The following is a 25870-nucleotide window of genomic DNA, read 5'->3' on the forward strand; positions in this document are numbered from 1 at the left end:
ATCTGATTATGTTCTGATGGAAAGGAGGGGGTATGGCGGAACAAAAGATTTTCCTCGTCGGCGCCGGCATCGAGGGGTGGGAGGGGTTCGGCAAACAGGCACTCGAGGTGATCTACAGCGCCGACGTCCTGATCGGACACAAGCGTCTGCTGGACATCTTTCCCGACTTCAAGGGGGAGAAGCGTCCCCTGGAAGACCTCTCCATCATGCTGGAATACCTGAAGAACACGGAGCGCAAAACCGTGGTTCTCGGCTCCGGCGATCCCAACTTCTTCGGCGTCGCCCGTTTCCTGCTCAGAAACCTCCCCAAGGAGCGGGTTGAGATCTATCCCAACGTGACCAGCGTCCAGTACGCCTTCGCCCGCATCAAGGAGCCGTGGGACGACGCCACCTTTGTCTCCGTCCACGGCAGGGGGATCAAGCCGGCCCTCGACCGCATCATCGCCTCCGAAAAGATCGCCATCCTCACCGACAGCGTCAACACCCCCGCCGTTCTGGCCAGGGAGTTGATCGGGCGCGGCGCCGAGGGGTACGAGGCCTGGGTCTGCGAGGATCTCGGGCTTGCCACGGAGAAATTCACCAAGACCGATATCCGCGGCCTGGTCGACTTCAAGTGCTCACCGCTCAACATCCTGATCCTCATCAAGACCTGGGAGCCCAACCTCGAGAACTACCCGGTCATCGGCATCCGCGACGAGGAGTTCGCCACGGTCAAGAAGCTGATCACCAAGGAGGAGGTGCGCGCCATCACCCTGGGCAAGCTGCAACTGCAGGATGACCTGGTGATGTGGGACATCGGCGCCGGCAGCGGTTCCGTCTCCATCGAGGCGGGGAACCTGATGCCCAACGGCCGCATCTTCGCCCTGGAGAAGAATCCCCAGTACCTCACCTACCTCAAGGAGAACCTGAAGAAGTTCGTGGCCCGCAACGTCACCGTGGCCGAGACCTTCGCTCCCGAAGGGCTGGAGGATCTGCCCGATCCGGACCGCGTCTTCATCGGCGGCTCCGGCGGGATGCTGGAGGAGATCATCGAGGCGGTGGACAAGCGCCTCAAGCCGGACGGCTTCATCGTCCTCAACGCCGTGACCCTCGACACCCTGACCAAGTCCGTGGAGTTCCTGGAAGATCACGGGTACACCGTCGAGGTCACCTGCGTCAACATCTCCAAGACCCGCAGCCTCACCGACTACAAGATGTTCGCTGCCCACAACCCGGTGTACGTGATCGCCGCCTGGAAAGGGGAGGAGTAGTGGCGGTTGTCTACGCGGTAGGTGTGGGGCCGGGCGATCCGGAACTGTTGACCAGGAAGGCGGAGCGTATCTTGCGGAGCGTGGATGTCATCTGTGCCCCGACCGGTGCGGCCGAGGGGGGAAGCTACGCCCTTTCCATCGTAGAGGAGTTCATCGACCGCAGCCGCCAGGAGGTGCTGGTCCAACTGTTCCCCATGGTGAAAGACCAGCAGGGGCTGGACCCGTTCTGGGAGGAGGCCGCGGACCAGGTCGCGCAGCGGATAGCCGCCGGCAAGGATGTCGCCTTCGTAACCATCGGCGACCCGTTTCTGTATTCCACCTACCTGTACATCCACAGGATCTTCCTCGCCAAGTACCCGGAGATAAAGATAGAAGTGGTGCCGGGCATCTCCAGTATCCTCGCCTCCTCCGCCGTCTCCGGTCTGCCGCTCGGGCTTGGGGCCGAGCGCATCGCCATTCTCCCCGCCACCTACGAAAAGGACGAGCTGAAGCGCACCCTGGAGGAGTTCGATACCGTGGTGCTCATGAAGGTGAACCGCGTGTTTGACTCGGTCTACGCGGCGCTCAAGGAGTTGGGGCGCGACAAAGGGGGCGTCTTCGTGCGCCGGGTCGGTTCCGCCGAGGAAGAGGTGCATCACGACCTGGAGGCGCTGGTGGGCCAGAAGCTCGATTACCTCTCCATGCTGATCGTGAGGAAGAACCCGCTGTAACCCAAATTGCTTTCGGCTGTTGTAGGGGCAAATAATTATTTGCCCAGCTGGCGGCGCCTCAGTCAGCGCCGACGGCGAGAGAGACCGGGGTGGCAGATGCGGCGACGGGCGAATGATTATTCGCCCCTACAGTTGCTTCCCTTTGTGCCTGTGCGGCCTTTCCCCGTTTCAGTTTTTTCTTTGCGTTTCCGCGGCTTGGCCTCTTTGCGTTAATGCTTTTTTGAAAGGTGTTTCCATGTCCCATGAGAACATAGTCCATTTTGTCGGCGCCGGTCCCGGCGACGTCGAGCTCATCACGGTAAAGGGGGCGCGCCTTTTGGGCGAGGCGGATGTCGTCGTCTATGCCGGCAGCCTCGTCGATCGCGAACTGGTGCTCACCTATGCGCCGGATGCCCGCGTCTACGATTCCGCGGGGATGGACCTGGAGCAGACCACCAAGGTCCTGGCCGAGGGCGTACTGGCTGGGGAGCGGGTGGTGCGCCTGCACACCGGTGATCCCTCCATCTATGGCGCCATCCAGGAGCAGATGGAGGAACTGGACCGGCTCGGTATCGGCTACGAGGTCGTACCCGGTGTCACCAGCGCCTTCGCCGCCGCAGCCACCCTCAGGCAGGAGCTGACCCTTCCCGAGGTGTCGCAGACGGTGGTGATCACGCGACTGGCCGGGAGGACGCCCGTGCCCGAGCGGGAGCAGTTGCGGAACATCGCGCAGGTCGGCGCCACATTAGTGATCTACCTTTCCATCTCCATGATCGAAAAGGTGGTGCAGGAGCTTCTTTCCGGCGCCTATCAGGAGGACACCCCTGTCGCCGTGGTGGCCAAGGCTTCCTGGGCTGACGAGCAGGTACTGACCGGGACGCTGGCGGATATTGCGGCCAAGGTGAGGGATGCCGGCATCGGCAAGCAGGCGCTCATCGTGGTGGGGGACGTGCTGCGGGCCCGCAGCGAAGGGATGAAGGCGAAGTCCCTCCTCTACGACAAGGGGTTCAGCCATGGGTGCAGGGAAGGGATTGTGGTTTAGAACCGGTTCTAGGTTCTAAGTTCTAGGTTCTACAAACCATGAAGTGCATCTGTAGGGGCGAATAATCATTCGCCCTGCACAGGTGCCCTCAGGTTAAATGAGGCTTCGCGCAGCGGCGTCGCTGACGTCGACCGCGGCTGGGCGAATAATTATTCGCCCCTACAGGAAACAATCTCCCCTCCATGGGGACGACAATATCTTTATGCGTGTTGCCATTATCGCCATAACCGCCAACGGCGCCAAGTTGGGGGCGGCGCTCAAGCGCGGACTGCCGCAGGGCACACTCTTTGTCCTGGAGAAGCACGCGACGACCGACGCGGTGCCGTTCTCGGAACGGGTGCCGGCACTCATGGCACGACTATGGCCTGACTACGACGGCTTGGTCTGCATCATGGCCACCGGCATCGTGGTCCGCTCCATCGCCTCGTTGCTGAAGGGGAAAGACCGGGACCCGGCCGTCGTGGTGATGGACGATGCCGGACGCTTCGCCATCTCTCTCCTCTCCGGCCACCTCGGGGGCGCCAACGCGCTTGCCGCCCAATGCGCTGACGTTACCGGCGCCACGGCCGTGATAACCACGGCGACCGACGTGAACGACCTCCCTTCCTTCGACATGCTCGCCCACGAGAACGGCTGGCGCATCGAGGACCTCTCCCGGGTCAAGGTGCTGAACGCGCGGCTTCTGGAGGGCCGGGAGATCGCGGTCGTGGACCCGACCGGCAAGGTGGCGGATTACTGCGGGGGGAGGGGCAAGCTTCTGTTCCTTAGCGATCTGGACCAGGCCGCCCCAAGCGGTGCCAGCGGCAGGGTCGTGGTGACCAACAGGGTGCTTCCGTCAGGGCTCGACTTGGAACGGACTCTGGTGTTGCGCCCCGTCGACCTCTGCCTCGGCATCGGCTGCAACCGCGGGACGACGGCCGAGGAGATCGAAGCGGTCGTTTCCCGGCACCTGGGGCAGATCTCCCTCTCCGAGCGGAGCATCAACTGCCTGGCGAGCGCCCAGGCCAAGGGTGATGAGGTCGGGCTGCTCGCCTACGCGGAGAAGAAGGGGATCCCGCTGGTGCTATTCAGCAGCGATGAGCTGAACGGGGTCGAGGTTCCGTCGCCTCCCTCAGAGCATGCCTTCAACGCGATCGGCGCGCGGGGCGTTGCCGAACCGGCGGCGCTGCTGGCATCGAGCGGCGGTCGGCTCCTCCTCAACAAGGTCAGGGACGGCAACGTCACCCTCGCTGTCGCGCAGCTTGCTGTCGTATAAAATGCTCCATCGCACTCCTCTCCCGGAAGGGGGGAGGGTGACTTGACCGGTTGCCACGCTCCCCCTCCCCGCCCCTCCCCCTCCGGGGGAGGGAGAAGAGGCCGCGGCAGTCGATGTACAAAACGGTAATCAACAGATAGAGGTTCCAGTTTAATGTCCAAGCTTTATGTAGTAGGGATCGGCCCCGGCGGGCTGAACCATATGACCTTTGAGGCGCGCCAGGCGATCGAGGATGCCGATGTCATCGTCGGATACCAGGCCTACCTGGACTTCATCGAGCCGCTCCTGGCCGGGAAGGTCCTCTACTCCTCCGGTATGATGCGCGAGGTGGAGCGCTGCTCGCAGGCCCTCACCATCGCCGCCTCGGGCAAGACGGTGGCACTGGTCTCCAGCGGCGACGCGGGCATATACGGCATGGCGGGCCTCGCACTTGAACTGGCGGACGAGCCTGACGCGCCCTACGGGGACGTTGAGGTCGTGGTCGTTCCCGGGGTCTCGGCGGTGCAGGCCGCAGCCTCCGTCCTTGGTGCGCCGCTCATGCACGACTTCGCCGTCATCTCCCTCTCCGACCTGCTGACCCCGCTGGAGAAGATCCGCAAGCGGCTTAAAGCTGCCGCGGAGGCGGATTTCGTGGTGGCACTGTACAACCCGCGCAGCAAGGGACGCACCACGCAGATCGAGGAGGCCGCTGCCATTCTGACCGCGGCGCGCGGCCCGCAGGTCCCGGTGGGCATCGTCCGTAACGCCTGCCGGGATGGGGAGGAGCGCATCATCACCACGCTGGGCGAGATGCTGAACCACCCCATCGACATGTTTTCCCTGGTCATCGTCGGCAACGCCTCGACCCGCCTCTGCAAGGACGGCAGGATCGTGACCCCGCGCGGCTACGCCACACGCGGAGACAGCCAGAACCCCAACCGCAGGAAGCGCGGCGCCGTTGCGGCTAGCGACGCTCCCGTCCCCGACCCGCATGCGCTCATGTTCTGCGGCACCGGGTCGGACGTGGGTAAATCGGTGCTGGCGGCCGGCTTCTGCCGTATCCTGAAGCGCCACGGCCTCTCGGTCGCTCCTTTCAAGTCCCAGAACATGGCGCTCAACTCCGTGGTCACCCCCGAGGGGGGCGAGATCGGGCGCGCACAGGGAGTGCAGGCGGAGGCATGCGGCATAGCGCCCCATACCGACATGAACCCGATCCTTTTGAAACCCAACTCGGATACCGGCAGCCAGGTGATCGTGCAGGGCAAGGTGGTGCGGAACATGGGGGTGAAGGAGTACAACGCCTTCAAGCCCGAAGCCTTCATGAAGGTGGAGGAGAGCTTCCAGCGGCTGCGCGAACGCTATTCCTTCATCGTCATGGAAGGGGCGGGGAGCATCGCGGAGATCAACCTGCGCGAACACGACATCGCCAACCTGAAGGTGGCGGCCATGGCGGGTGCTCCCGTCATCCTGATAGCGGACATCGACCGCGGCGGCGTCTTCGCCCAGATCGTGGGAACCATCGAACTGCTCACGCCGGAAGAGAAGGCGCTGGTGAAGGGGGTCATCATCAACAAGTTCCGCGGCGATGCCTCCCTGCTTGCCTCGGGGATCGAGTACGTGGAGCAGCGGACCGGCGTCCCGGTCCTGGGGGTGCTCCCCTGGTTCAAGGGGCTCGCCCTCCCCGAAGAGGACAGCGTCGCCCTGCAGAGGAAGCCGGCCGCGCCCAAAGAGGTGCAATCCGGAGAGAAGCTGCGCGTGGGCGTGGTGCGTCTGCCGCGCATCTCCAACTACACCGATTTCTCCGCGCTGGAGGCGGAGCCGGATGTCGAGTTGTACTACATCCATTCCCCGTGGCTGGTGGAGACCATGGACCTCGTGATCGTTCCCGGGACCAAGTCCACTATCGCCGATCTGGTCGCCATCAGGGAACAGGGTATCGCCGATGCCATTAGCAGCTACCGGGGACCGGTGGTCGGCATCTGCGGCGGCTACCAGATGCTGGGCGTCACCGTGAACGATCCGGACCGGGTGGAGTCCAGCCTGGAAAGCACGGACGGGCTGGGACTTCTGGACGTGGTGACCACCATGCTGAAGGAGAAGCAGACCCACCAGGTCGAGGGGAAATTGCTGCCGGCGGGGCAGGAAGTGGCGCCTGGATGTGGCCCGTCCGTCGCTGGGTATGAGATCCACATGGGCGAAAGTGTGCTCGGCCGCGACGCGAGCCCCTTCGCGCGCATCAGCAGCCGCTCCGGGACGGTCACGGAACTGGAGGAGGGGGCGGTTTCCGCCGACGGCAGGGTTTTCGGTACCTACCTGCACGGGATCTTCGACAACCACGGCTTCCGCACCGCGTTCCTGAACCGCATCAGGCGGCAGAAGGGGATGCCGGAGCAGGCCGAAGCGGCGCTTGCCCCCGATCCGTTCGACCAACTTGCGGCGCACATGGAAAAGCACCTCGACCTGGAGCGGATCTTCCAGATATGCGGCATCTCGCCCCTGCGGGTTCCCCCCTCCAACCCTCCCCCTCCCGGGGAGTCCATGCAGCGTTGCCCGCTCAAGAGAATGGCCAGAAGCCTATCCTCCTCCCCCCGGAGGGGGAGGCCGGGAGGGGGGCTCTGAAAGCACCGTCGCCTGATGATGGCCGTGAACGCCCATATCGCCATCGTGATCTGCGCGGTACTGCTGGACCTGGTCCTGGGCGACCCGCGCGCTTTACCCCATCCGGTGGTCGGTATCGGTGAGCTCATTTCCGCGCTGGAAGGACCGCTGCGCCGTAGGATCCCGAACCTGCGGGTCGCAGGTGTCGTGCTACTGATCGTCACCGTCGGGGTCTGCTACGCGCTGGCCGCGTCGCTCATCTATGCGGCGTATCTTCTCGCCCCGGCTGCGGGCTTTATCGCGTCCCTCTACCTCGCCTGGGTCTCGCTGGCAGCACGCTCGCTGCACGAGGAGTCCGCCAAGGTTGCGCGGGCGCTGCGAAACGGCGATCTCCCCGCCGCCCGGCTGGCGCTGTCGTACATCGTGGGGCGCGAGACTGCGGAACTGGACGAGCCGGAGATCATCCGGGGAGCGGTGGAGACGGTGGCTGAGAATACCGGCGACGGTGTCATCGCTCCGCTTTTCTACCTGGTGCTGGGCGGCCCCGCGCTGGCAATCGCCTACAAGGCGGTCAACACGCTGGATTCGATGGTCGGGTACAAGAACGAGCGTTACCTGGAGTTCGGCTGGGCCTCGGCCCGCTTCGACGATCTCGCCAACTACCTTCCGGCCCGGTTGACCGGGCTCCTCATGGTGCTGGCGGCCCCGATGTGCGGGTTGAACGGCGGCGGGGCCTGGCGGATCTTGCGCAGGGACGGCAGGAACCATTCCTCGCCCAACAGCGGCTTCCCCGAAGCGGCGGCCGCGGGAGCGCTCGGCGTCAGGCTCGGCGGGGCGAACCGCTACTTCGGCAAGGTCGTTGAGAAGCCCACCATCGGCGATCCGCTGCTTCCGCTCTCCCAGGCGAGTTATGAAGGAGTGGTGCGGCTCATGTACGGCAGCGAGGCGCTGCTGGTGGCGGCATGGGTGGTGCTGCTCGCGCTGTTGTAGGCATTAATCATCTGTTGGGGCGAATAATGATTCGCCCGGTTTTCGCACGGCAGCGCAGTCGGCCGCAGCATCGCTTGGGGCACGCGCGGCTGGGCGAATGATTATTCGCCCCTACAGTTGTGACGCCGCTCCTCCCGGACTCTATGCCTTCCCCCCGGAGGGGTGGTTGGAGGGGGGGATTCAACCTGCGAACATGAAAATCCCTCTCCCTGACCCTCCCCCTCCGGGGGAGGGGAACGACTATCGGGGGCAACAAGACCGTGGACGGTCGAAGAAGGCAACCCTATGGCAATCGCACATGAACATGGCGGCAACGTCTTCGCCGTGGCCAGAAACCTCGGCCTGGCGCCGGAGCGGATCATCGACTTCTCCGCCAGCATCAACCCGCTGGGGATGGCGCCCGGGGTGCGCGAGGCGCTGACGGCAAGCCTGGACCGCCTGCTCCATTACCCGGACAAGGGGGCCGCCGAGCTCAAGCAGGCGCTGGCGGCCTACCACGGCGTCGACTCCTCCTCAATAGCCGTGGCCAACGGTTCCACCGAACTGATACACCTGCTGCCGCGCACCTTTCCGGGGCGGAAGGCCCTCGTCGTGGCGCCCGCTTTCGCCGAGTACGCCCTGGCCCTGGAGCGGGCGGGGTGGCAGGTCGATTACTTCCTCCTCGCTCCGGACGACGATTTCGTGCTTCGGTTGCCGGAACTCGCGCAAGCGCTCGGTGCCGGGTATGACATGCTCTTTCTTTGCAACCCCGGCAATCCGGCGGGGAACCTGCTGCCGCAGCGGGAGGTGGCCGGTGTCATCGACCTTTGCCGGGAGAGCGGCACCTTTCTCGTGCTGGACGAGGCGTTCATCGATTTCTGCGAGGAGGAGTCGGCGAAACACCTGGTTTTGGGTAACCCCCGGGCCGTCCTGCTCCGCTCCATGACCAAGTTTTTCGGGATTCCCGGGTTGCGCCTGGGGTACGCCATCGCCGCGGCGGAGACGGTCGCGCAAATCGTCGCGCAGCAGGATCCCTGGAGCGTGAATACGGCGGCCCAGGTGGCGGGCATCGCCTCGCTGGCTGACGCGGAGTACTGCCGCCGCACCAGGAGTTACGTCGACGGTGAGCGGGTGCGGCTTGCCGCCGCCCTCGCGGATATCCCCGGCCTCCGGGTCTTCCCGGGGCGGGCCAATTACCTGCTGGTCCGGATACTGCGTGAGGGGGTGACTGCGGGAGTGCTGCGCAAGGCGCTGCTTGCGAAGGGGATGCTGATCAGGGACTGCAGCAACTTTCAGGGGCTGGACCAGAGCTTTTTCAGGGTCGCGGTACGGCTCAAGGAGGAAAACGACCTGCTGCTGCGAGCCCTGGCGGCGGAGTTGGCATAAGTCGGGGTGGGCGGGAGGACGTGCGGGCGCGCAGCGCTCCGTGGAGAAACTCAGCGTCAGCGGCAAATTCGGGGAACCAGGGCTCAACTTCAACCGGGCATGGGCGAATCGAAAACTCATCGTTCGCCGTAACTTTGGAGAGAACAAAAAGAGGCCAACCGGATGCCCGGTTGGCCTTGTCTGATATTGCATTGCAGTCTTGGCGGCCGGCCTCGCGGCGGCCGCTTTTAGCTGTTGGGGAGGGAGTAGAAGTCCTTGCGGCACAGTCTGATGCGCTTGATCTCCTCGTTGCAGACGTAACGGACGATGGCGTCGCGGTCCCTCTCGTTGATGTGCATGAAGCGCAGCCCCGCGCTGTGGAGCACGCCGTCGCCGCTGGTGATCTTCTCGCAGTGCATCACCTGGGCGACCACCGGCACTACTTTCGGTTCGGGCAGCGGCAGATGGAAGGTGGCGTACACGATGTCGTCCCGGGTCATCTCCATCTCGGTCTCGGTGCGCAACCCGCCACCGCTTATGTTGACGATTCTCGGGAGGCTGCTCTGGGTTGCCACCCGCAGCCCGGCGGTGCCGCTTTCCTCGGCGGTGCCTGCGGTCACGTTGAACAGGATCACCGGGATGTCAGTGTCGAGGCGGAAGTATTCTCTCTGGTCCTCGGGTGTCACCCGGTCGGTGAAGGCGACACGCAGGTCCTCCTCGGCATGATCGTCCAGCACCACCCCTTTGCAGCGATAGCTGTTGCCGCCTACGCCGACCCGGACCACCAGTGGCGCTTCGCGCCGCAGCAGTACCCCGTCGGGCAGCTTCTCGCGGGACAGCCTGAGGCGGACCTCGGCGTCGTTTATCTCGGTGACTACCGCGCCGTCATTGAAAACCGTGTTCCCTGATAACGCCACTTCGACCCGCGCTTTCTGGCCGGGCTGGAAGTAGTCCTTATAGTTGTAGGTTCCGTTTTGCATGAGGCGCCGTCCACTCAAATTAAATAACAGCAAAGCTACAGCTGCCTACGGGATGCAATACAAACGCCAACGGGGACCTCAGTGCCGGCGGGTCAGGCAAGTGTTTGATCTAACTGGTGTGACTCATTCAGTGTTTTTAATTGTCATCCGGTCCTATCCGCCAAAGACCCGAAAAACTGGGCCATATCACCGGATACACACGCGAAGTTTCCTTTAATTACAATATTTTTCTTGACATCGAAGCCTCGCTGGCTATTCTAAAACGAAATCATTTCTGTTTAGAGGCGGGGTATGAACCAGTGTCACGCAACGGCCTTGAAGGCCGCCGGTATGAAGGCGACGCCCAAGAGGCTGGCCATCCTCGAGATGCTCGAGGCCGAGCCGGGATACGCGAGCCCCGAGGAATTGTGGAAGAGGTTGAAGGATCGTTTCGACCGGCTGGGCCTTCCCACGGTGTACCGCAACCTGGAGGAACTCTCCGCCAGCGGTGTCCTTTCCAAGGTGATCCACCCTAACCGCCAGCTTTACTACTACTTCTGCAGCAACCGTGAGCACCATCACCACTTCGTCTGCCTCTCCTGCCGCAAGGTCGAGGATATCCCCGCGTGCGGCATCGAGGCGTTGGAGCAGGAGGTGTCCAGGCGCAACGGCGGGAAGGTGCTTTCACACATCCTGCAGTTGAATGGACTGTGCGGCGGCTGTGCTGACAACGGAGATAAACGATGAAATGGCTTCTGGCGTTGCTTCTGGCGCTCCTTCTGGTGGTGCCTGGATGCAGCAGTGAAAAACGGCAGACCAACGGCAAACTGCAGGTGGTGACCACCCTGTTCCCGCTCTACGACTTCGCACGGACCATAGGCGGCGACCGCGCCGATGTCACCCTGCTGCTCCCCCCCGGGGTCGAGCCGCACTCCTTCGAGCCGCGCCCTGAGGACGTGGTGCGCGTGAACCGGGCCGATCTCTTCGTCTATACCAATGCCGCGATGGAACCGTGGGCCGCCAACATCATCTCCGGCATCGACCAGGGCAAGGTCGAGGTAGTAGAAGGGGGGAAGGGGATCGCCCTGAGGCAGGGGCCGGTATCGGAGCAGCACCGCGGGGAGCGTGCCAACGCCCACGAAGGGAAGGGGAGCGATCCCCATATCTGGCTGGATTTCGACAACGCCCGCGCCATCGCCAGGAACATCCTCGCCGCCTACGTCGCCCGCGATCCCCGGAACAAGACGTTCTACCAGCAGAACGCGGCCAAGCTCGACGGCCAGTTGGCCGCCCTGGATCAGCGTTTCAAGGACACCCTGGCCCGCTGCCCGAAGAAGGTTCTGTTGCATGGCGGGCACTACGCGTTCGGGTATCTCGCCAGGCGCTATGGGCTGCAATACATTTCCGCCTCGGCGGTGAACGCCGACGCCGAACCCACACCGGCCAAGCTGGCCGAACTGGTGCAGGTGATGCGCCGTGAGCACCTGAACTACGTCTACACCGAGGAGCTGCTGAGCCCGAGGCTCGCCGAGACCATCGCCCGCGAGACCGGGGCCAAGGTGCTCATGCTGCGGGCCGGGCATAACGTCACCAGGGACGACCTCCAGCGCGGCGTCACCTTCATCTCCCTCATGGAAGAAAATCTCCAGAACCTGAAGACGGGACTGCAATGAAAGACAAGGCTCTCAGCGTGCGCAACCTCTGCGCCGGCTACCACGGCACCGAGGTGCTGCAGGACATCAGCTTCAGCGTGAACGCCGGCGACTACGTCGGGATCTGCGGCCCCAACGGGTCGGGCAAGAGCACCATGATCAAGATCCTCCTGTCGCTCCTCGCGCCCACCTCGGGGGAGGTGTCCCTGTTGGGGACCCCGCAGTGCTCATTTGACCAATGGCACAGGATCGGCTACCTGCCGCAGGGGCTGCAGTTTTTCAACCCGCACTTCCCGGCGACGGTGGACGAGGTGGTCCGCCTGGGGCGGCTCTCCGCGAAAAAGTTTCCGCGGCGTTTCAACCGGGAGGACGCCCTGGCGGTGGAACGGACCATGGAGTGGATGGGCATCTCCCACATCAAGGGGGCGATGATCGGTGAGCTTTCGGGGGGGCTGCGGCAGCGGGTGCTCCTGGCCCGGGCGCTGGTGAACGACCCCTCGCTGCTGATCATGGACGAACCGACCACGGCGCTCGATCCCGAGACCAGGGAAAGCTTTTACAAGCTCATCTTCGAAATGAACCAGGAGAAGAAGTGCACCGTGCTCCTGGTCACCCACGACACCGCCACCATCGGAAAGTACGCATCGCACCTTTTGTACCTGGACAAGAAGGTGATCTTCTACGGCAGTTTCGATGATTTCTGCAACTCCCCAGAAATGACGGGGTTCTTCGGGGAGCATGGGCAGCACCTGGTCTGCCATAGGCATTAAAGTCCTGCGTCCTCCCCCTCCCGTCAAGGGAAGGGGGCTGGTACACGTAGGGGCGAATAAATATTCGCCCTGTCTTTGAGGTTTGAAATGAATCTGAACGAGATGCTCAGCTACGGCTTCATGCAGAGGGCGCTTGTCGGCGGGTCGCTGATCGCGATCCTCTGCTCGGTGCTCGGGGTGTTCCTCGTGCTGCGCAGGCTCTCGCTGATCGGCGACGGCCTCGCCCACGTCACCTTCGGCAGCGTCGCCCTGGCGCTCTTTTTCCGGCTGCACTCGGTCTACATGACCCTCTCCATCATCCCGGTGGTGCTCGCCTCGGCCCTGGGGATCCTGAAGCTGGCCCAGAAGGCCAGGATCTATGGCGACGCGGCCATCGGCATGGTCTCCGCCATCGGCATCGCAACCGGCGTGCTGCTTGCCAGTATCGCCGGCGGGTTCAACGTCGATCTTTTCAGCTACCTCTTCGGCAACATCCTCTCTATCAGCTCGAGCGAACTGGCCATCGCGGCGGTGCTCTTCTTCATCGTCATCGCCGGTGTTTTCATGTTCTACAACGAGCTCTTCGCAAGCACCTTCGACGAGGAACTGGCCAAGAGTTCCGGGCTGAACACGGACCGCATCAACTCGGTCCTGGTACTGCTCACCGCCCTGACCGTGGTGCTCGCCATGAAGGTGGTGGGGATCATGCTGATCTCTGCGCTCCTCATCCTGCCGGCCGTTTCCGCCCTTCAGATCGCCAAGGGATTCAAGACCGCCATCGTGTCGGCAGCCGGGATCGGCGTCGCTACGGTCATCTGCGGCATCTCGGTCTCCTTCGTCATGAACCTCCCGACCGGCGCCACCATCGTGCTGATCAACTTCGCCGTCTTTCTCTGTGCCTTCGCCGCCCGTCCGCTGCTGCGCCACTCCTGATACGGCACGTTCCTGATCGATCCGGGAATTCCGATACAGCCACCGGTTTCCCCTGCCCGTGCCGGATGAGGTCTGGGTGCGGAGGAAGGTGCCATCCTTCCGGCACGTTGCGGCTTCACCCACCCCCCGGCCGCCTCCCGTTATCGTGGCAACATCCTGCGACCGTTTTTTTAATCCCCCGATCAACTTTCCGGAAGCGCCGCCGATAAGGACAATGGGCGGATTTTTGCGCCACTACTGACGAGGCGGCGGGATGATCGAGGCAAAGGGATGGGTGACTGCGCAGGTCGGCGAGAGGTTCGCCGGCCACAACCGGGTGCTGGGGGTGATCGCCTCGCTCCTGGTCGGGCTGGTGCTGCTCGACATCTACCTGGTTCCTCCACCGCCCCCCTGGGCGCTGTACGCGGTGCTCTCCTCGCTGGTTGTGGCCGGCGCGTTCCTGCTGACGCGGCGGCTGCTCCCCGACGGCCAACTCAAGGCGTCACTGGAGCTGGTGCTGCTCCTTGCCTACCTCGTTTTCGTCTGCTGGTGCACCGGCAGGACCGACAGCCCATTCATTCCCGCCATCTACCTCGTCCTCATGGCGACATCTCTCACCTTGGGCAGGCGCATCACCTATCTCATGGCCGGACTCGCCGTCGCCTCCTACTCGTTGCTGGCGGCAGGTGAATACCCACCGCTGTGGAGCCAGATCCCCGGCTACCTGATCCGCGTCATCCCCTTCATCCTGATCGCGCACGTCGGCGCCATCCTCGCCGGGGAGACCGAGGCCGCCCGCTGCGAGGTGGAACGCCTCTCGCTCACCGACGACCTCACCGAGCTGAACAACATGCGCAGCTTCGAGGCCCTTGCCCTGCAGCAGGAGAAGGTTGCGCGCCGTTACCAGGCCCCCTTCGCGATCTGCATGCTGGACGCCGACAACCTGAAGCAGATCAACGACCGCTACGGTCACCTGGCGGGGACGGAGCTGATCAAGTGGACCGCCAGGGTGATCCGCTCGAACATCCGTGAGAGCGACATCGCGGCGCGCTTCGGCGGGGACGAATTCATCATCATGTACACCGACCACGACAAGGAGCAGATCCGCCCGGCTGTGGAGCGGATCGTGCGCGCCATGAACTCCTGCCCCTTCAGCTACGATGGTAACCTGATCGAATGCACCCTGTCCGCCGGCATCGCCTCATTCCCCTGGGATGGGGACGACCTCAAGAGCGTGGTGAAGCAGGCGGACCAGGCCATGTACCGCAGCAAGCGGCTGGGGAAGAACCGGGTTTCTTTGGCGGAGTCGGAGCGTGAGCCGGCGGTGGAGTTGGAGAAGCTACAGGTAGGGAGAGAAAAGCTTCGCGGCCGCGTCCCGCAGCTTGACGGGAAGCGAGCGGGCGTCCATCTCGGCAAGGGTGATCTCCCGCGATAGCGCGAGGCTGGCCTGGCAGCGGTCCTCGAGCTGGGCGGCGAAGTTCAGGTCGTAGACCTCGAGGTTGAACTCGAAGTTGAGCCTGAGGCTTCTCGGGTCGAGGTTGGCGCTGCCGATCAGGCTCCAGCTTCGGTCCACCACCATGAACTTGGTGTGGACGAAGGGGGCGGGCTGGGCGTAGATGCGGACCCCCTGCTGCAGGAGCTCCCACAGGTAGGAGTTGCTGGCCCACTGCAGGTAGGGAAGGTTGTTGGCCTCTGGAAGCACCAGGGTGATCTCCACGCCGCGCAGGGCGGCCGTGATAAGGGCCGATATCAGCGGCCGGTCCGGAATGAAATACGGGGTCACGATGGTGACCGTCCTTCTGGCGCAGGAGAGCGCTCCGAGGATGATCCAGTTGAGCTTTCTGAATTCCTTGTCCGGCCCGTCGCTTACCGCCCGCACCAGGGCCGTCCCCGCCTCAGACAGCTCCGGGAAGTAGCGCGGGTCCGTCAGCTGTTTTCCCTTCGCGAAGTGCCAGTCCTCGAGGAAGGTGCGCTGCAGGTCGGCCACCACCGGCCCGGTCACCTGGAAGTGAAGGTCCTTGACCACCGGGGGGGGGGCGGTGACCATGTGCCTGCTGCCGATGTTCATCCCGCCGGTGAAGCCTGTCCTGCCGTCCACCACCATGATCTTGCGGTGGTTGCGCAGGTTCAGGTATCCACCCGGCCGCAGGGGGAGGAACCTCCTGAACTCCACCTTGGAACCCTTCAGGAGCTCGCCTGCCGTCGGAACCGAGTATTTCTCCCCCAGGCTGTCCACGATGATCCGCACTTCCACGCCGCGGTTCGCCGCCCGGGTCAGCGACCTGATGAAACGCTTCCCCGCCTCGTCCCCGTCGAAGATGTACGTGGAGATGTGCACCGAGGAGTGGGCCGCGTCGATGGCGGCGAGCATGACCGGGTAGGCTTCCTCACCGTTCTCCAGGGGGACCAGGTGGTTTCCCGGCAACAGTCGCGTGCTCACCACGCGCTCGGAGAGGTTGCGCAATTCCCTCAGGTAGGAAAGTTCTCCGGGGAGCTTGGTGGGGGGAAGGTCCGCCGCCGGCTGGGGGAGGATCGGAGCCGGACCGGCTTCCTTGTGCCAGCGTTTGGCGCGGCTGTAGATCCGGTTCACCCCCATGCCCCAGTAGAAGATGGGGCCGAAGAGCGGCACGGCGATGCAGGTGAGGATCCATCCCAGCGCCGAACGCGGGTCGCGCTTGTTGATCAGCGCGTGCCCGGCGGAGAGGACGGCCAGTGAAGCCAGGGAGACCAGCAGGAGCGTGGTGAAGATGTGGTCCAGCACGTGTGCCATAAGGATGAGCCTGTCGTCAGTGAAGCATCTGGCGCGGAGCCGTCATAACAACCAAAAAGAGGGCGGCATGGCTGCCGCCCTCCGGTGGAAATAGGCAACTGCGTGACGTGCCTGGATCAAAGCAGCGTGAAGGGGTGGGCCCGCCTGGTCCACTCGCTTTCCGGGTACTGTGTGGAGAGCTGCTGGTAGATCTCCTTGAGCGCCGCGGGATCGTGGCTGGAGCTGAAACGGGCCACGCCGCGCAGGTACACCGCCTCGGGAGCCGCCGCGCATTCCGGGCAGCCGTTCAGCAGGGTGCTCAGCTGGATCACGGCCTCGTTGAACTGGCCGTCCCCCACGTGCACCTTGCCAATCCCCAGTAGCACCGCCCCCACCATGTCCTCGGGGGGGATGAACCCGACGGTCCGCTGGTGCTCGCGCCCGTAGAGGTCGAGGGTGATCAGGGTCGGGGTCCACGACACCCGGTAATCACCTGTCTGGGTTGTGTTCGCCACCGGGATCCGGACCGGCACCACGCGGTCGGAAATGAAGTTCATCACGTCGGGGTCGGCGAAGGTGACCTCTTCCATCTGCTTGCAGCCGATACATTCCGGGCTGAAGAATTCCAGCAGAACGGTCTTCTGTTCGGCTTTGGCCCGAGCCAGCGCTTTGCCCATGTCCGTTTCCCAAGGTATCATGGTAAACCCTCCTCCCGGTTATCATTAAACCCACGCTAAAGGGTAGCCTTTGGATTTCCCGTGTCAAGTCCCCTAACCGCTTGCAGTTTTGGGCGAAATGCATATAATGAATCCGGCCCAGCCCAGACACTCACGCCTGAAAGGAAGTATTTTGTCCAGCAAAAACCCGCGCCGCGCCGCCTTCGACATCCTGCTTCGCATTGAAAAAGAGAAGTCCTTCGCAGACATCCTGATTGACCACGAACTGTCCAAGGACATGATCAAGGGGGCCGACCGCGGCCTTCTCACCGAACTGGTGTACGGCGTGCTGCGCCGGCAGGGGACCCTGGACCACATCATCGGGCAGTTTTCCAAGCAGAGGACCGACAAACTCGAGCTCTACGTGCTGCTGTTGTTGCGCCTGGGGCTGTACCAGAGTTTCTTCCTCGACCGCGTCCCGGTCTCGGCCGCGGTGAACGAGACGGTGAAGCTCGCCAAGGAACTCGCGCCGCGCGCCTCGGGCTTCATCAACGCCATCCTGAGGAACGCCGACCGAAACCGCGACAACATAAGCTACCCCGACCGCGCCGAAAACCCGGTCGGGTACCTGGCGGTCCGCTACTCCCATCCCGCCTGGCTCACCAAACAGTGGTGCGACCAGTTGGGGGTGGACGGGGCCGAGGAACTCGCCGCCGCCATGTCCGAGCCGCCTCCTTTCACCATCCGGGTCAACACCCTGCGCACCTCCCGGGAGGCGCTCATGGCGCGCCTGGCCGAGGAGGGGATCAACTGTGGCGAGACCCGCTGGTCCCCCGACGGCATCCGGTTGAACCAGTCCGGGCTCATCTCGCGGCTTCCGTCCTTCCGTGACGGGCTCTTCACCGTGCAGGACGAGTCCTCGCAGCTCGCGCCCCTGTTTCTCGCGCCGGAAAAGGGAGACCGGGTGCTGGACGCCTGCGCGGCCCCGGGAGGTAAGACCACCCAGATCGCCCAGCTCATGGGGGACTCCGGCGAGATCTACGCCTGCGACGTGAACCACAAGAAGCTCAGGCTGATCAAGGAGACCTGCGACCGGCTCGGGATCAACTCGGTGCGCACCTTCACCATGGACGCCACGGCACCTTCCCCCGCGATCAAGGAGGTCACCTTCCAGAGGATCCTGGTGGACGCGCCCTGCTCGGGGCTCGGGGTGATCCGGCGCAACCCGGAGGGGAAGTGGAGCAAGTCCCCGGAAGACCTGCTGCCGCAGGCGCGCACCCAGGTCACCATCCTGGAGAACCTCTGCAAGTACCTGGAGAAGGATGGCACGCTCCTCTACGCCACCTGCTCCACCAGCGTGCAGGAGAACGAGTACGTCATCGACACCTTCCTGCGCGAGCACCCCGAGTTCGTCGCCGAGGACCTGCGCACGCTCTTCCCCGGGTTCGCGCCGCTCTTCACCGAGCGCGGCTTCTTCAGAAGCTGGCCGCACCGCGACGGCATGGACGGCTTCTTCGCCGCCCGCCTCAAGAAAACGAAGTAGGAGACCCCATGAAAAAGATCGCACCTTCCATACTTTCCGCCGATTTCGCACGCCTGGGCGAGGAGATCAAGGCCATCGAGACGGCAGGCGCCGACTACGTCCACATCGACGTGATGGACGGCCAGTTCGTCCCCAACATCACCATCGGGCCGCTCATCGTCGAGGCCGCGCGCCGGGTGACCACGCTGCCGCTCGACGTGCACCTGATGATCGTCGACCCGGACCGCTACATCCCGGACTTCGCCAAGGCGGGGAGCGATATCATCGTGGTGCACGCCGAGGCGACCAACCACCTGCACCGCACCATCCAGCTGATCAAGTCCCTGGGCAAGAAGGCGGGGGTGTCGCTCAACCCCGCGACGCCGCTGAGCGTGCTCGACTACGTCATGGAGGAGCTGGACCTGATCCTCCTGATGACGGTGAACCCGGGCTTTGGAGGGCAGTCCTTCATCGAGGCCTGCATCCCCAAGATCCAGGCACTGCGCGCGACCATGGACCGCAGGGGGATCGAGGCGGAGCTCGAGGTGGACGGCGGAGTCAAGACCGACAACATCGCCCGCATCGCCCATGCCGGCGCCGACGTCTTCGTGGCCGGCAGCGCCGTCTTTAACTCCCCCGATTACGCAGCCACCATCGCCGAGTTGAAGCGGCGGGCCAAGGAGCCGGTGCTCTGATAGCGGAGCAGGGACAGGAACGGCCGGGGTCTCCGGCCGCGATCAGGGAGAGGCTGAAGGCCTCTCTCGCCGCGCGCCGCCGCGTTCCCATGGAGGCCGGGCCGGTCCCCGCCGCCGTCCTGCTCCCCCTGTTCCTGAAGAACGGGGAATACCACATCCTCTTCACCAAGAGGACCACTCACCTCACCCACCACAGCGGCGAAATCTCCTTTCCCGGCGGGCGCTGCGAGGAAAGCGACCGGGACAGCGCGGATACCGCCACCCGGGAGGCCTGGGAGGAGGTCGGCATCGACCCCGCCGATGTCGAGATCCTGGGCGAGCTGGACGACTGCCACTCCATCCACAACTACCTGGTCACCCCCGTGGTCGGGATCTTCCCGGAAAACTACCTCCTCACCGTGAACGACGCCGAGATCGAACGCCTCATCGAGGTGCCGCTGGCGCACTTCTCCAAACCCGGCGTCTACCGTGTCGAGTACTGGGACCACAAGGGCTTCAAGAACTACCCCATGTACTTCTACCTTTACGGGGATGACGAGATCTGGGGGCTTACCGCCCGCATACTGAAGAACTTCCTGGACGTGTTCTGGGGGGTGGAACAGGCGGGCGAGGAGTCGGAGCAGTTTTAGCGTGCCCCGGCGAGTAGGCTCCGAAGGGGGACAGACACTCTGCGGAGCCAGTCCCCCCTTCAGCGGTCGGGCCAGCAGCATCCTGTGAAAGGGGGACAGGCACCTTGCGGAGCCAGTCCCCTTTCAGTTTCTAGCGCGGTCCGGGCAGCAGCATCCTCTTCAGGTCGATGGCGAGACGCTTCTGCTCCTTTTGCAGCACGAAGCCCCGCTCGAGCACCCCTTCCTCGATTCCCTTCATGTGCAGCGCCCCCCATGGAACCACCACGGTGTCATAGCGCTCCAGCGCCCGGTCCAGGTTGCCGAGCAGCACCTGGTTGCGGCGGGTCAGGATGTCGTCCATGATCACCTCCTGCATCTGCGGGGTGACGTTTCGCTCCGCCCACCGGTTCAGGTTGAGCGCCGCCTCCGCGAAGGACGGGGTTTTTTGCAGCTCCTTGCCCACCTGGTCGAGAAAGCGGAGGGTTTCGGGGCGGAAGGTGCTCAGGTCGGTGTCGGCCACCAGGATGTCCGGCTGGTTTCCCGCCGCCTTGTCCGGCTCCTGAAGCTCCTCCTGGTCGATCATCCTCCCTGGAATCACGACCTTTTCCTGCGAGGCGAGCCCCAGAAAGCCCGCCACCTCCCGGTAATCGAAATGGTGCCGCAGCACCTGCTTTTGGTCGGTCACCCCTTCCGCCAGCACCACGGTCCGGCCGCTGGCGGGAACCCGTGCCACGTCCTGGTAATACCCCTTCTCCCCGATATGGACCATTCCGGTCAGCCGCACCGTCTGGTTGCCCCGCCGGTACACCCGCTCGGCCAGATAGAGCCCGCGTGGCGTCACCCTGATGAAACCAGACGTGTTGGTGAGGGCCAGCGCGTCGGCCGCGAACAGGGACAGCGTCGCCAGTACGACGGGGAGGAGCACGACGTTGACGGCTATGAAGAGCATGGTGTTCTTCGCGCCGAAGAACGGCCCCTCGAAGCGCCAGGGGGGGAGGGTGAGCCCCGGGTCCTTGCCGTCGCGATAGCGCGCGATCATGAGGGGCGGGACGCCGAGCTGCAGTGCTGACATCAAGATCGCGTAAAGCTTGGAGCTTCCGAGGGCGGGGAGGAGCCAGGCCGCCAGCGGGCAGATGAACAGGAATGCTATCAACGGGACGAAGAGCTTCTTGGGGAGGCGCCGGTCGATTCCCAGGCAGAGGTAGAGGATGACGGCGAGGAGCAAGACCGTGTTGGCCACCTGCATCCTGAACATGGTGAGTTGGACCACCGGGGCGACCAGCGAGGAGAGTTCGTCCAGGACGGAAAGAAAGCCGTCGGCGAAGAAAAGGATCAGGAAGATGTTGGCGAGGGATCTCATGGTGCTCCGGGGGTAAGGGTGGCGTGGCTGCAGGCGTCGCGCAGCGGGCAGCCGTCGCAGCTGGGCCTTTTGCGGCAATGGCGCTTGCACTGTTCCACGATCAGTGCGTGGTACTCGTTGAACAGCGGGACCTCGTGCGGCAGGTGGTTCATGAAAAGTGAGCGCACGTGGTGATAGTCGTCCTTCTCGTCGACGAGGCCGAGCCTGGAAAAGAGGCGCCGGGTATAGGCGTCCACCACGAAGGATGGTTTTTCGCCTGCGTAGAGCAGGATCGAGTCGCAGGTCTCGGGGCCGATGCCGCGCACCGCGATCAGTTCACCGCGCAGCGTCTCCCAACTTGCGGCAAACATCGCTTCCAGGGTGCCGTGGCGCTGCAACAGCCACTCCACGAATCCTTTCAGCCGGACGCTCTTCACGTTGAAAAAGCCGGAGGGACGGATCTGCTCGGCGAGGACGTCGTGGCTGGCGGCGCTGACCGCCTCGATGGAGAGGAGTCCCTCCCGTTTCATGTTGGCTATCGCCTTCTCGACGTTGTTCCAGTTGGTGTTTTGGGTCAGGATGGCGCCGACACAGACCTCGAAGGGGGAGTCGGCGGGCCACCAGTTGAGGGCGCCGTAGCGCCGGTACAAGGAATCGTAGATTTCGAGCAGGCGGGTTTGTGGTTGCTTTGCTGCCAACTGCTTCTCTCCGGGCCGGGGGATGTGCCGATGGCGGGGGGATTCCCGCGCCGGCGGCCGACCTGGCTACGGTAGCAGCATTGCGCCCTTCGTGTCCAGAGGTTCGTCGTCCGTCGCCGTAGGATGGCGACTCCCACCCCCGCGAGGGGAGGGGGCTGGGGGATGGGACCACGGGGCCTGCTCAGGATTTCCCTGAGACGTCCAAAACGAAAGGGCCGGCTGGTAGAGCCGGCCCTTCCTGGCGTTGTTTATTGCTGAGGCGAAGCTAGGGGGTGTTGTTGAGGTTCTGCGCTTCGGTGGCGGCGTCCTCGAGATACTCCCTGGAATACCTGACGTAATTGCCGGCGGAGCGTCCCAGCCAGGCGATCTCGTTCTCGGTGAGGTCCCGCTTGTACTTGGCGGGTGAGCCGACCCAGAGGGTGCCGGGGGGGATGACGGTCCCTTCGGTGACCAGGGCGCGGGCGCCGACGAGCGCACCCTTGCCGACCACGGCCTTGTCCATGATCATGGCCTGCATGCCGATGAAGGCGCCGTCCTCGATGGTGCAGCCGTGCAGGGTGACGCTGTGCCCCACGGTGACGTCGTTGCCGATGACCAGCGGAGCGCCCGGGTCCTCGGCGTGCTTTTTATGGGTGACGTGCAGCATGGAGAGATCCTGGATGTTGGTCCGGTCCCCGATGCTGATCGAGTTCACGTCGCCACGCACCACGCAGTTGTACCAGATGCTCGCTTCCTTGCCGATAGTCACGTCGCCGATGACGACGGCCCCCTCCGCGATGAAGGCGGACGGGTCGATCTTGGGGCGCATGCCTTTGAAGGGGCGGATCATATGCCTTCTCCTGTGTTTCGTGCACTCCCTTTCCCTCTGGTGGGGAGTGTTTGTTCTACTCTCCCCTAGGGGGAGTGCTTCGTCTAATCTCTCTCTCCCTCTGAGGGAGCTTCGTCTACTCTCCCTCTCCCTCTGGGAGAGGGGAGCCTCGGGCCAGAGGGGCAAGCTAGTCCCTCGGGATGGCGAGCATCCGGTCCAGGGCGCGCTTGGCCGGGATACGGACCTCTTCGGGGACCTTGACCACGGGGCTCATGCTCACCAGCGCCTCGTGCACGTCCTCGAGCGAGGTGAGTTTCATGTTAGGACAGATGAGGGCCGGGGAGGCGAGGATGAACTCCTTGTCCGGGTTCTCACGCTTGAGCCGCCACAGGATGCCCGCCTCGGTGCCGATGATAAAGCGCTTGGCGTCGCTCTTCTTGCAGTAATCGTACATGCCGGTGGTCGAGCAGACGTGGTCGGCGAGCGCCACCACGGCCGGATTGCACTCGGGGTGGCAGACAAACGGCGCCCCGGGGTTCTGCGCCTTCAATTCCTTGACCACCTCCGGACGCAGCCGCTCGTGAGTCGGACAGTAACCCTCCCACAGGTGGAACTTCTTGTCCGTGAAGCGGGCCACGTAGCTCCCGAGATTCTTGTCCGGGGCGAAGATGATCTCCTTCTCGGTCATGGATTGCACGACCTTGAGGGCATTGGCGGAGGTGCAGCAGATGTCGCTCTCGGCCTTGACCGCGGCAGAGGAGTTCACGTAGGTGACCACCGGCACGCCGGGAAGCTGGGCCTTCAGTTTCTTCAGCTCGTCGGCCGAAACCATGTCGGCCATGGGGCAACCCGCATCGAGGCGGGGGAGAAGTACGGTCTTGTCCGGTGCCAGTATCGAGGCTGATTCGGCCATGAAGTGCACGCCGCAGAAGACGATCACCTCGGCATCAGTCTTGGCGGCCTCCATGGAAAGGGCCAGCGAGTCTCCGGTTATGTCAGCGATCTCCTGCACTTCGTCACGCATGTAGTTGTGTGCCAGGAGCACGGCTTTGCGCTCTTTGAGCAGCGCTTTAATATCCGCCTTTAAAGATTCCTGCGTCATGTTTGTCACCACCAAAATCTGTCTTTCTCATTTGAAATATATGGTAAACAGGACCGATAGTAGACAATGTTCGGGATCATGTCAAACCAATTAAGGTCCTACCTTTGCAAGCTTGACACCCGTCGGTAAAACCTCTATTATTTTTTACAATTTTTGTATGACAAACGCGTGTTTGAACGCACACCAAGCGAGGTAGATAGTATGTTCGGAATCGGGATGCCTGAACTGGTCATAATTTTGGTCATAGCGCTCATCGTCATCGGACCGCAGAAGCTGCCGGACCTGGCGAAGTCGCTGGGGAAGGGGTTGGCGGAGTTCAAGAAGGCGACCGACGACTTCAAGCAGACCATAGAGGCCGACAGCAGGACCGAAGAGGAAAAGGAGCACCTGGCGAAGCTCGCCGAGGCCAAGAAGAAGGCTGAGGAGGAGAAGGTGCGCGAGGCCGAGGAACTGAAGGCCAAGGTCGAGGGTACCGCTGCCGCCGAGCCGGCGGCTGCCGCAGCCGCCGTGGAAGCGGAGAAGAAAGCCTAGTCTCTCCTCAATATCTGCACGTGAAAAAGGCGGGGTAACCCCGCCTTTTTCTTATTGAGCTGATAACCCAGCACCCGCCGCGGGGCGGGCACAGGTGACGCCATGTTCAACTGGTTTCGGAGCAAGAAAGAGGAAATCCGGTTCGCCGATAGCGCCGCCGCCTTCGCGCACGCCTGCTCCATCGGCTATACCCCACTCATCGGCGGTCTGGTTCCGGCGCTGGTGGAGGAGTCCGGCGGCTTGAACCGCGACGGCGAACGGTCCTTCCTGATCAGCCTGGCCGCCCCGGCCGGGGAGGTGAAACTCTGGAGCTGCACCCTCAAGGGGGCGCCAGGCTACCCGGAAGAGGGGGAGTTCGTCGGCTTCCGGATCGTCACCATCGCCTCGGACCTTCCCGATCCCGTCAACCTGATCGGTTACATCGCCTGCCGGCTCGAGCCGAGGCTGGTGCCGGGCAAGGGATGGGCCGTGGCGCAGAACTACACCCCCGAAAACATCAAGCCCGACTTCCGCCCCATGTAGGTAAAGGCGGGCGAATGATTATTCGCCCCTACACCCCGACAACATCAACCCCCGATTCCCGGCCCATATAGCCTATTTCTGCGCCAAAACCAGCTCGGCCGGGACCGGCTCGCTCTCCCAGGTGATTTCCGGGTAGAGGGACTTGTCCAGCTTCAAGTAGGTGCCATCCACCCCCGTTTCCGCCCACCAGCATTCGTTCCCTTTCACCGGGAGCTTGTCGAAAAGGTACAGGTCGTTGTTCTTGTCTCTGGCGAGGAACATGGTGCTTCTCCTTTTTCCGTGGCGGCCGCTGCCGCAAACGGGAAGGCCCCCCCGCTCTGGCAGGAGGGCCTTTCGGTAATCCGTCCTTGGCTTTCGCTACTTGATCTTGAACTTGTCTCTGGCGATCTTAGCCTCTTCCGATTTCGGATGCTCATCCACCAGCTTCTTCAGGATGTAGGCGGCGCTCTTGCTGTCCCCCAACTCCCTGAAGGCCATCCCCTGTTTCAGCATGGCGGCGGGAGCCTTCTCCTTGTCCGGGTAGTTCTTGATGACCTCCTGGAACTCCAGCACCGCCTGCTCGTAGTTCTTCTCCTGGTAATAGCTCTCGCCGATCCAGTACTGGGCGTTGGCGGCCAGGTTGTGCTTGGGGTACTGCACCAGGAAGCTGGCGAAGAACTCGCGGGCTTTGGCGCCCTGTCCGGCCTTGAGGGCGTCCTGTCCCTGCTGGTACAGCTGCTCGGGGGACTTGAGCGCAGCGGCCGCCTTCGCCTGCTGCTCCTCGATCCCTTTCTCCAGCTTGGCCATGCGCGCCTCGAGCGCGCCCAGCCTCTTGTTCAGGTCTTCCTTCAAAAGGGCGATGTCGTCGGCCGGCTTCTGGGCCAGGATGCGGACGTCATCGACCTTGCCGGTCAGAAGTTGCATGTCCACCCTGGCGCTCTCCAGGGTCGCCTGCAGGTCCGCTCCACCCTTGCGAATGGAGGCCATATCCTTTTGGTACCCCGCCATGTCCGCCTGCAGCGCCTCCAGGCTCTGCCGGTAGCCGGCCAGGGACTTTTCCACCCCTTCCTTCACCTCGCCGCGAACCTCGTTCAACCCACGGTCCAGCGTGAAAAGACGGTTTTTGATCTCGTCGTTGTCGCGGCGCACCGATTCCAGATCGCTTTGGCTGGCGCAGCCGAAAATGGTGAGAATAGCCAGCGCTCCCAGCGCCCCCCTCGTAAACGTCATGTCAAACCTCCT

The 25870-nt window shown here is 63.5% G+C and carries 26 protein-coding genes; 17 read left to right on the plus strand and 9 right to left on the minus strand.

Annotated elements, in window-relative coordinates; translation table 11 throughout:
• The first annotated feature begins 32 nt into the window (after positions 1–32).
• The 7 genes from cbiE (at position 33) to cobD (ending at position 9168) form a co-directional block, all read left to right on the plus strand.
• Positions 33–1250, plus strand: a complete 1218-nt coding sequence (cbiE, locus tag KP001_RS19140; RefSeq protein WP_217287125.1) for a precorrin-6y C5,15-methyltransferase (decarboxylating) subunit CbiE — start codon at positions 33–35, stop codon at positions 1248–1250.
• Positions 1250–1960, plus strand: coding sequence for a precorrin-2 C(20)-methyltransferase (gene cobI / locus KP001_RS19145; protein ID WP_217287126.1), 711 nt, complete (start codon positions 1250–1252; stop codon positions 1958–1960). Before cbiE ends, cobI begins: the two co-directional genes overlap by 1 nt.
• Before the next feature lie 235 nt (positions 1961–2195).
• Positions 2196–2981 carry a precorrin-4 C(11)-methyltransferase gene (cobM, locus tag KP001_RS19150; protein WP_217287127.1) on the plus strand — a complete coding sequence of 262 codons (786 nt, stop codon included), beginning with the start codon at positions 2196–2198 and terminating at the stop codon, positions 2979–2981.
• Between the two features lie 202 nt (positions 2982–3183).
• On the plus strand, positions 3184–4236 hold the full coding sequence (locus KP001_RS19155) for a cobalt-precorrin 5A hydrolase (RefSeq protein ID WP_217287128.1): 1053 nt from the start codon (positions 3184–3186) through the stop codon (positions 4234–4236).
• A 153-nt stretch (positions 4237–4389) separates the two neighbouring features.
• Complete coding sequence (locus KP001_RS19160; protein WP_217287129.1) at positions 4390–6834, plus strand: cobyric acid synthase; 2445 nt, start codon at positions 4390–4392, stop codon at positions 6832–6834.
• A gap of 15 nt (positions 6835–6849) precedes the next feature.
• Complete coding sequence (cbiB, locus tag KP001_RS19165) at positions 6850–7803, plus strand: adenosylcobinamide-phosphate synthase CbiB (protein ID WP_217287130.1); 954 nt, start codon at positions 6850–6852, stop codon at positions 7801–7803.
• Between the two features lie 285 nt (positions 7804–8088).
• Positions 8089–9168, plus strand: coding sequence for a threonine-phosphate decarboxylase CobD (gene cobD / locus KP001_RS19170; protein WP_217287131.1), 1080 nt, complete (start codon positions 8089–8091; stop codon positions 9166–9168).
• Positions 9169–9395: 227 nt separating this feature from the next.
• Here the strand turns inward: cobD and KP001_RS19175 are convergent, their stop codons facing one another.
• Entirely contained in the window at positions 9396–10127 is a 732-nt protein-coding gene (locus tag KP001_RS19175) for a PilZ-like domain-containing protein (RefSeq protein ID WP_217287132.1), read from the minus strand.
• 291 nt (positions 10128–10418) lie between these two features.
• Between KP001_RS19175 and KP001_RS19180 the strand changes: the two genes are divergently transcribed.
• The 5 genes from KP001_RS19180 to KP001_RS19200 all read left to right on the plus strand — a co-directional run bounded on the left by KP001_RS19180 (position 10419) and on the right by KP001_RS19200 (position 14854).
• Complete coding sequence (locus KP001_RS19180; protein ID WP_217287133.1) at positions 10419–10853, plus strand: Fur family transcriptional regulator; 435 nt, start codon at positions 10419–10421, stop codon at positions 10851–10853.
• On the plus strand, positions 10850–11779 hold the full coding sequence (locus KP001_RS19185; protein WP_217287134.1) for a metal ABC transporter solute-binding protein, Zn/Mn family: 930 nt from the start codon (positions 10850–10852) through the stop codon (positions 11777–11779). Before KP001_RS19180 ends, KP001_RS19185 begins: the two co-directional genes overlap by 4 nt.
• Positions 11776–12528 carry a metal ABC transporter ATP-binding protein gene (locus tag KP001_RS19190; protein WP_217287135.1) on the plus strand — a complete coding sequence of 251 codons (753 nt, stop codon included), beginning with the start codon at positions 11776–11778 and terminating at the stop codon, positions 12526–12528. Before KP001_RS19185 ends, KP001_RS19190 begins: the two co-directional genes overlap by 4 nt.
• A gap of 87 nt (positions 12529–12615) precedes the next feature.
• Positions 12616–13440, plus strand: coding sequence for a metal ABC transporter permease (locus KP001_RS19195; RefSeq protein WP_217287136.1), 825 nt, complete (start codon positions 12616–12618; stop codon positions 13438–13440).
• Positions 13441–13693: 253 nt separating this feature from the next.
• Positions 13694–14854 (plus strand): GGDEF domain-containing protein, encoded by a 1161-nt coding sequence (locus KP001_RS19200; protein WP_217287137.1) that lies wholly within the window; start codon positions 13694–13696, stop codon positions 14852–14854.
• Here KP001_RS19200 and cls read toward each other — a convergent pair.
• Together cls and KP001_RS19210 are read right to left on the minus strand one after the other, a co-directional pair.
• Complete coding sequence (gene cls / locus KP001_RS19205) at positions 14759–16189, minus strand: cardiolipin synthase (RefSeq protein WP_217287138.1); 1431 nt, start codon at positions 16187–16189, stop codon at positions 14759–14761. The two genes, KP001_RS19200 and cls, sit on opposite strands and share 96 nt — an antisense overlap.
• A gap of 116 nt (positions 16190–16305) precedes the next feature.
• A complete protein-coding gene (locus KP001_RS19210; RefSeq protein WP_217287139.1) occupies positions 16306–16866 on the minus strand; it encodes a thioredoxin fold domain-containing protein in 561 nt (186 codons plus the stop codon).
• A 151-nt stretch (positions 16867–17017) separates the two neighbouring features.
• On the opposite strand from KP001_RS19210, the gene rsmB reads away from it, so the two are divergent.
• From rsmB to KP001_RS19225, 3 genes are all read left to right on the plus strand, one after another.
• Positions 17018–18367: a 16S rRNA (cytosine(967)-C(5))-methyltransferase RsmB gene (gene rsmB / locus KP001_RS19215; RefSeq protein WP_217287140.1), complete on the plus strand. Its 1350-nt coding sequence runs from the start codon at positions 17018–17020 to the stop codon at positions 18365–18367.
• Positions 18368–18375: 8 nt separating this feature from the next.
• Positions 18376–19041 (plus strand): ribulose-phosphate 3-epimerase, encoded by a 666-nt coding sequence (gene rpe, locus KP001_RS19220; RefSeq protein WP_217287141.1) that lies wholly within the window; start codon positions 18376–18378, stop codon positions 19039–19041.
• Between the two features lie 89 nt (positions 19042–19130).
• Complete coding sequence (locus KP001_RS19225; RefSeq protein WP_217287142.1) at positions 19131–19670, plus strand: NUDIX hydrolase; 540 nt, start codon at positions 19131–19133, stop codon at positions 19668–19670.
• Between the two features lie 130 nt (positions 19671–19800).
• Here KP001_RS19225 and KP001_RS19230 read toward each other — a convergent pair whose 3' ends face one another.
• The 4 genes from KP001_RS19230 to nadA form a co-directional block, all read right to left on the minus strand.
• Positions 19801–21009, minus strand: coding sequence for a TraB/GumN family protein (locus tag KP001_RS19230; RefSeq protein ID WP_217287143.1), 1209 nt, complete (start codon positions 21007–21009; stop codon positions 19801–19803).
• A complete protein-coding gene (locus KP001_RS19235; protein ID WP_217287144.1) occupies positions 21006–21686 on the minus strand; it encodes an endonuclease III domain-containing protein in 681 nt (226 codons plus the stop codon). The genes KP001_RS19230 and KP001_RS19235 overlap by 4 nt, the downstream gene beginning before the upstream one ends.
• A 265-nt stretch (positions 21687–21951) precedes the next feature.
• Positions 21952–22515: a gamma carbonic anhydrase family protein gene (locus KP001_RS19240; protein WP_217287145.1), complete on the minus strand. Its 564-nt coding sequence runs from the start codon at positions 22513–22515 to the stop codon at positions 21952–21954.
• Between the two features lie 166 nt (positions 22516–22681).
• Positions 22682–23596, minus strand: coding sequence for a quinolinate synthase NadA (gene nadA, locus KP001_RS19245; protein ID WP_217287146.1), 915 nt, complete (start codon positions 23594–23596; stop codon positions 22682–22684).
• A gap of 201 nt (positions 23597–23797) precedes the next feature.
• Between nadA and tatB the strand changes: the two genes are divergently transcribed.
• A complete protein-coding gene (tatB, locus tag KP001_RS19250) occupies positions 23798–24127 on the plus strand; it encodes a Sec-independent protein translocase protein TatB (protein ID WP_217287147.1) in 330 nt (109 codons plus the stop codon).
• 102 nt (positions 24128–24229) lie between these two features.
• Positions 24230–24649 (plus strand): hypothetical protein, encoded by a 420-nt coding sequence (locus tag KP001_RS19255; RefSeq protein ID WP_217287148.1) that lies wholly within the window; start codon positions 24230–24232, stop codon positions 24647–24649.
• Between the two features lie 72 nt (positions 24650–24721).
• On the opposite strand, the gene KP001_RS19260 is transcribed toward KP001_RS19255, so the two are convergent.
• Entirely contained in the window at positions 24722–24910 is a 189-nt protein-coding gene (locus KP001_RS19260; protein ID WP_199396022.1) for a hypothetical protein, read from the minus strand.
• A 96-nt stretch (positions 24911–25006) separates the two neighbouring features.
• Complete coding sequence (ybgF, locus tag KP001_RS19265) at positions 25007–25858, minus strand: tol-pal system protein YbgF (RefSeq protein ID WP_217287149.1); 852 nt, start codon at positions 25856–25858, stop codon at positions 25007–25009.
• Positions 25859–25870 lie beyond the last annotated feature (12 nt).

Origin of the sequence: Geomonas subterranea, from assembly GCF_019063845.1 — a bacterium.
Taxonomy (GTDB): Bacteria; Desulfobacterota; Desulfuromonadia; order Geobacterales; family Geobacteraceae; genus Geomonas; species Geomonas subterranea.

What these genes read in the sequence shown, in the direction of transcription:
- cobM (WP_217287127.1), top strand. Translation starts at nt 2,196, where the DNA reads ATGTCCCATGAGAACATAGTCCATTTTGTCGGCGCCGGTCCCGGCGAC.
- rpe (WP_217287141.1), top strand. Translation starts at nt 18,376, where the DNA reads ATGAAAAAGATCGCACCTTCCATACTTTCCGCCGATTTCGCACGCCTG.
- KP001_RS19255 (WP_217287148.1), top strand. Translation starts at nt 24,230, where the DNA reads ATGTTCAACTGGTTTCGGAGCAAGAAAGAGGAAATCCGGTTCGCCGAT.
- KP001_RS19230 (WP_217287143.1), bottom strand. Translation starts at nt 21,009, where the DNA reads ATGAGATCCCTCGCCAACATCTTCCTGATCCTTTTCTTCGCCGACGGC.
- cbiE (WP_217287125.1), top strand. Translation starts at nt 33, where the DNA reads ATGGCGGAACAAAAGATTTTCCTCGTCGGCGCCGGCATCGAGGGGTGG.
- KP001_RS19180 (WP_217287133.1), top strand. Translation starts at nt 10,419, where the DNA reads ATGAACCAGTGTCACGCAACGGCCTTGAAGGCCGCCGGTATGAAGGCG.
- nadA (WP_217287146.1), bottom strand. Translation starts at nt 23,596, where the DNA reads ATGACGCAGGAATCTTTAAAGGCGGATATTAAAGCGCTGCTCAAAGAG.
- KP001_RS19195 (WP_217287136.1), top strand. Translation starts at nt 12,616, where the DNA reads ATGAATCTGAACGAGATGCTCAGCTACGGCTTCATGCAGAGGGCGCTT.
- KP001_RS19225 (WP_217287142.1), top strand. Translation starts at nt 19,131, where the DNA reads ATGGAGGCCGGGCCGGTCCCCGCCGCCGTCCTGCTCCCCCTGTTCCTG.
- KP001_RS19200 (WP_217287137.1), top strand. Translation starts at nt 13,694, where the DNA reads ATGATCGAGGCAAAGGGATGGGTGACTGCGCAGGTCGGCGAGAGGTTC.
- KP001_RS19240 (WP_217287145.1), bottom strand. Translation starts at nt 22,515, where the DNA reads ATGATCCGCCCCTTCAAAGGCATGCGCCCCAAGATCGACCCGTCCGCC.
- KP001_RS19175 (WP_217287132.1), bottom strand. Translation starts at nt 10,127, where the DNA reads ATGCAAAACGGAACCTACAACTATAAGGACTACTTCCAGCCCGGCCAG.
- KP001_RS19210 (WP_217287139.1), bottom strand. Translation starts at nt 16,866, where the DNA reads ATGATACCTTGGGAAACGGACATGGGCAAAGCGCTGGCTCGGGCCAAA.
- KP001_RS19185 (WP_217287134.1), top strand. Translation starts at nt 10,850, where the DNA reads ATGAAATGGCTTCTGGCGTTGCTTCTGGCGCTCCTTCTGGTGGTGCCT.
- KP001_RS19155 (WP_217287128.1), top strand. Translation starts at nt 3,184, where the DNA reads ATGCGTGTTGCCATTATCGCCATAACCGCCAACGGCGCCAAGTTGGGG.
- ybgF (WP_217287149.1), bottom strand. Translation starts at nt 25,858, where the DNA reads ATGACGTTTACGAGGGGGGCGCTGGGAGCGCTGGCTATTCTCACCATT.
- cls (WP_217287138.1), bottom strand. Translation starts at nt 16,189, where the DNA reads ATGGCACACGTGCTGGACCACATCTTCACCACGCTCCTGCTGGTCTCC.
- cobD (WP_217287131.1), top strand. Translation starts at nt 8,089, where the DNA reads ATGGCAATCGCACATGAACATGGCGGCAACGTCTTCGCCGTGGCCAGA.
- KP001_RS19160 (WP_217287129.1), top strand. Translation starts at nt 4,390, where the DNA reads ATGTCCAAGCTTTATGTAGTAGGGATCGGCCCCGGCGGGCTGAACCAT.
- KP001_RS19190 (WP_217287135.1), top strand. Translation starts at nt 11,776, where the DNA reads ATGAAAGACAAGGCTCTCAGCGTGCGCAACCTCTGCGCCGGCTACCAC.
- tatB (WP_217287147.1), top strand. Translation starts at nt 23,798, where the DNA reads ATGTTCGGAATCGGGATGCCTGAACTGGTCATAATTTTGGTCATAGCG.
- KP001_RS19260 (WP_199396022.1), bottom strand. Translation starts at nt 24,910, where the DNA reads ATGTTCCTCGCCAGAGACAAGAACAACGACCTGTACCTTTTCGACAAG.
- cbiB (WP_217287130.1), top strand. Translation starts at nt 6,850, where the DNA reads ATGATGGCCGTGAACGCCCATATCGCCATCGTGATCTGCGCGGTACTG.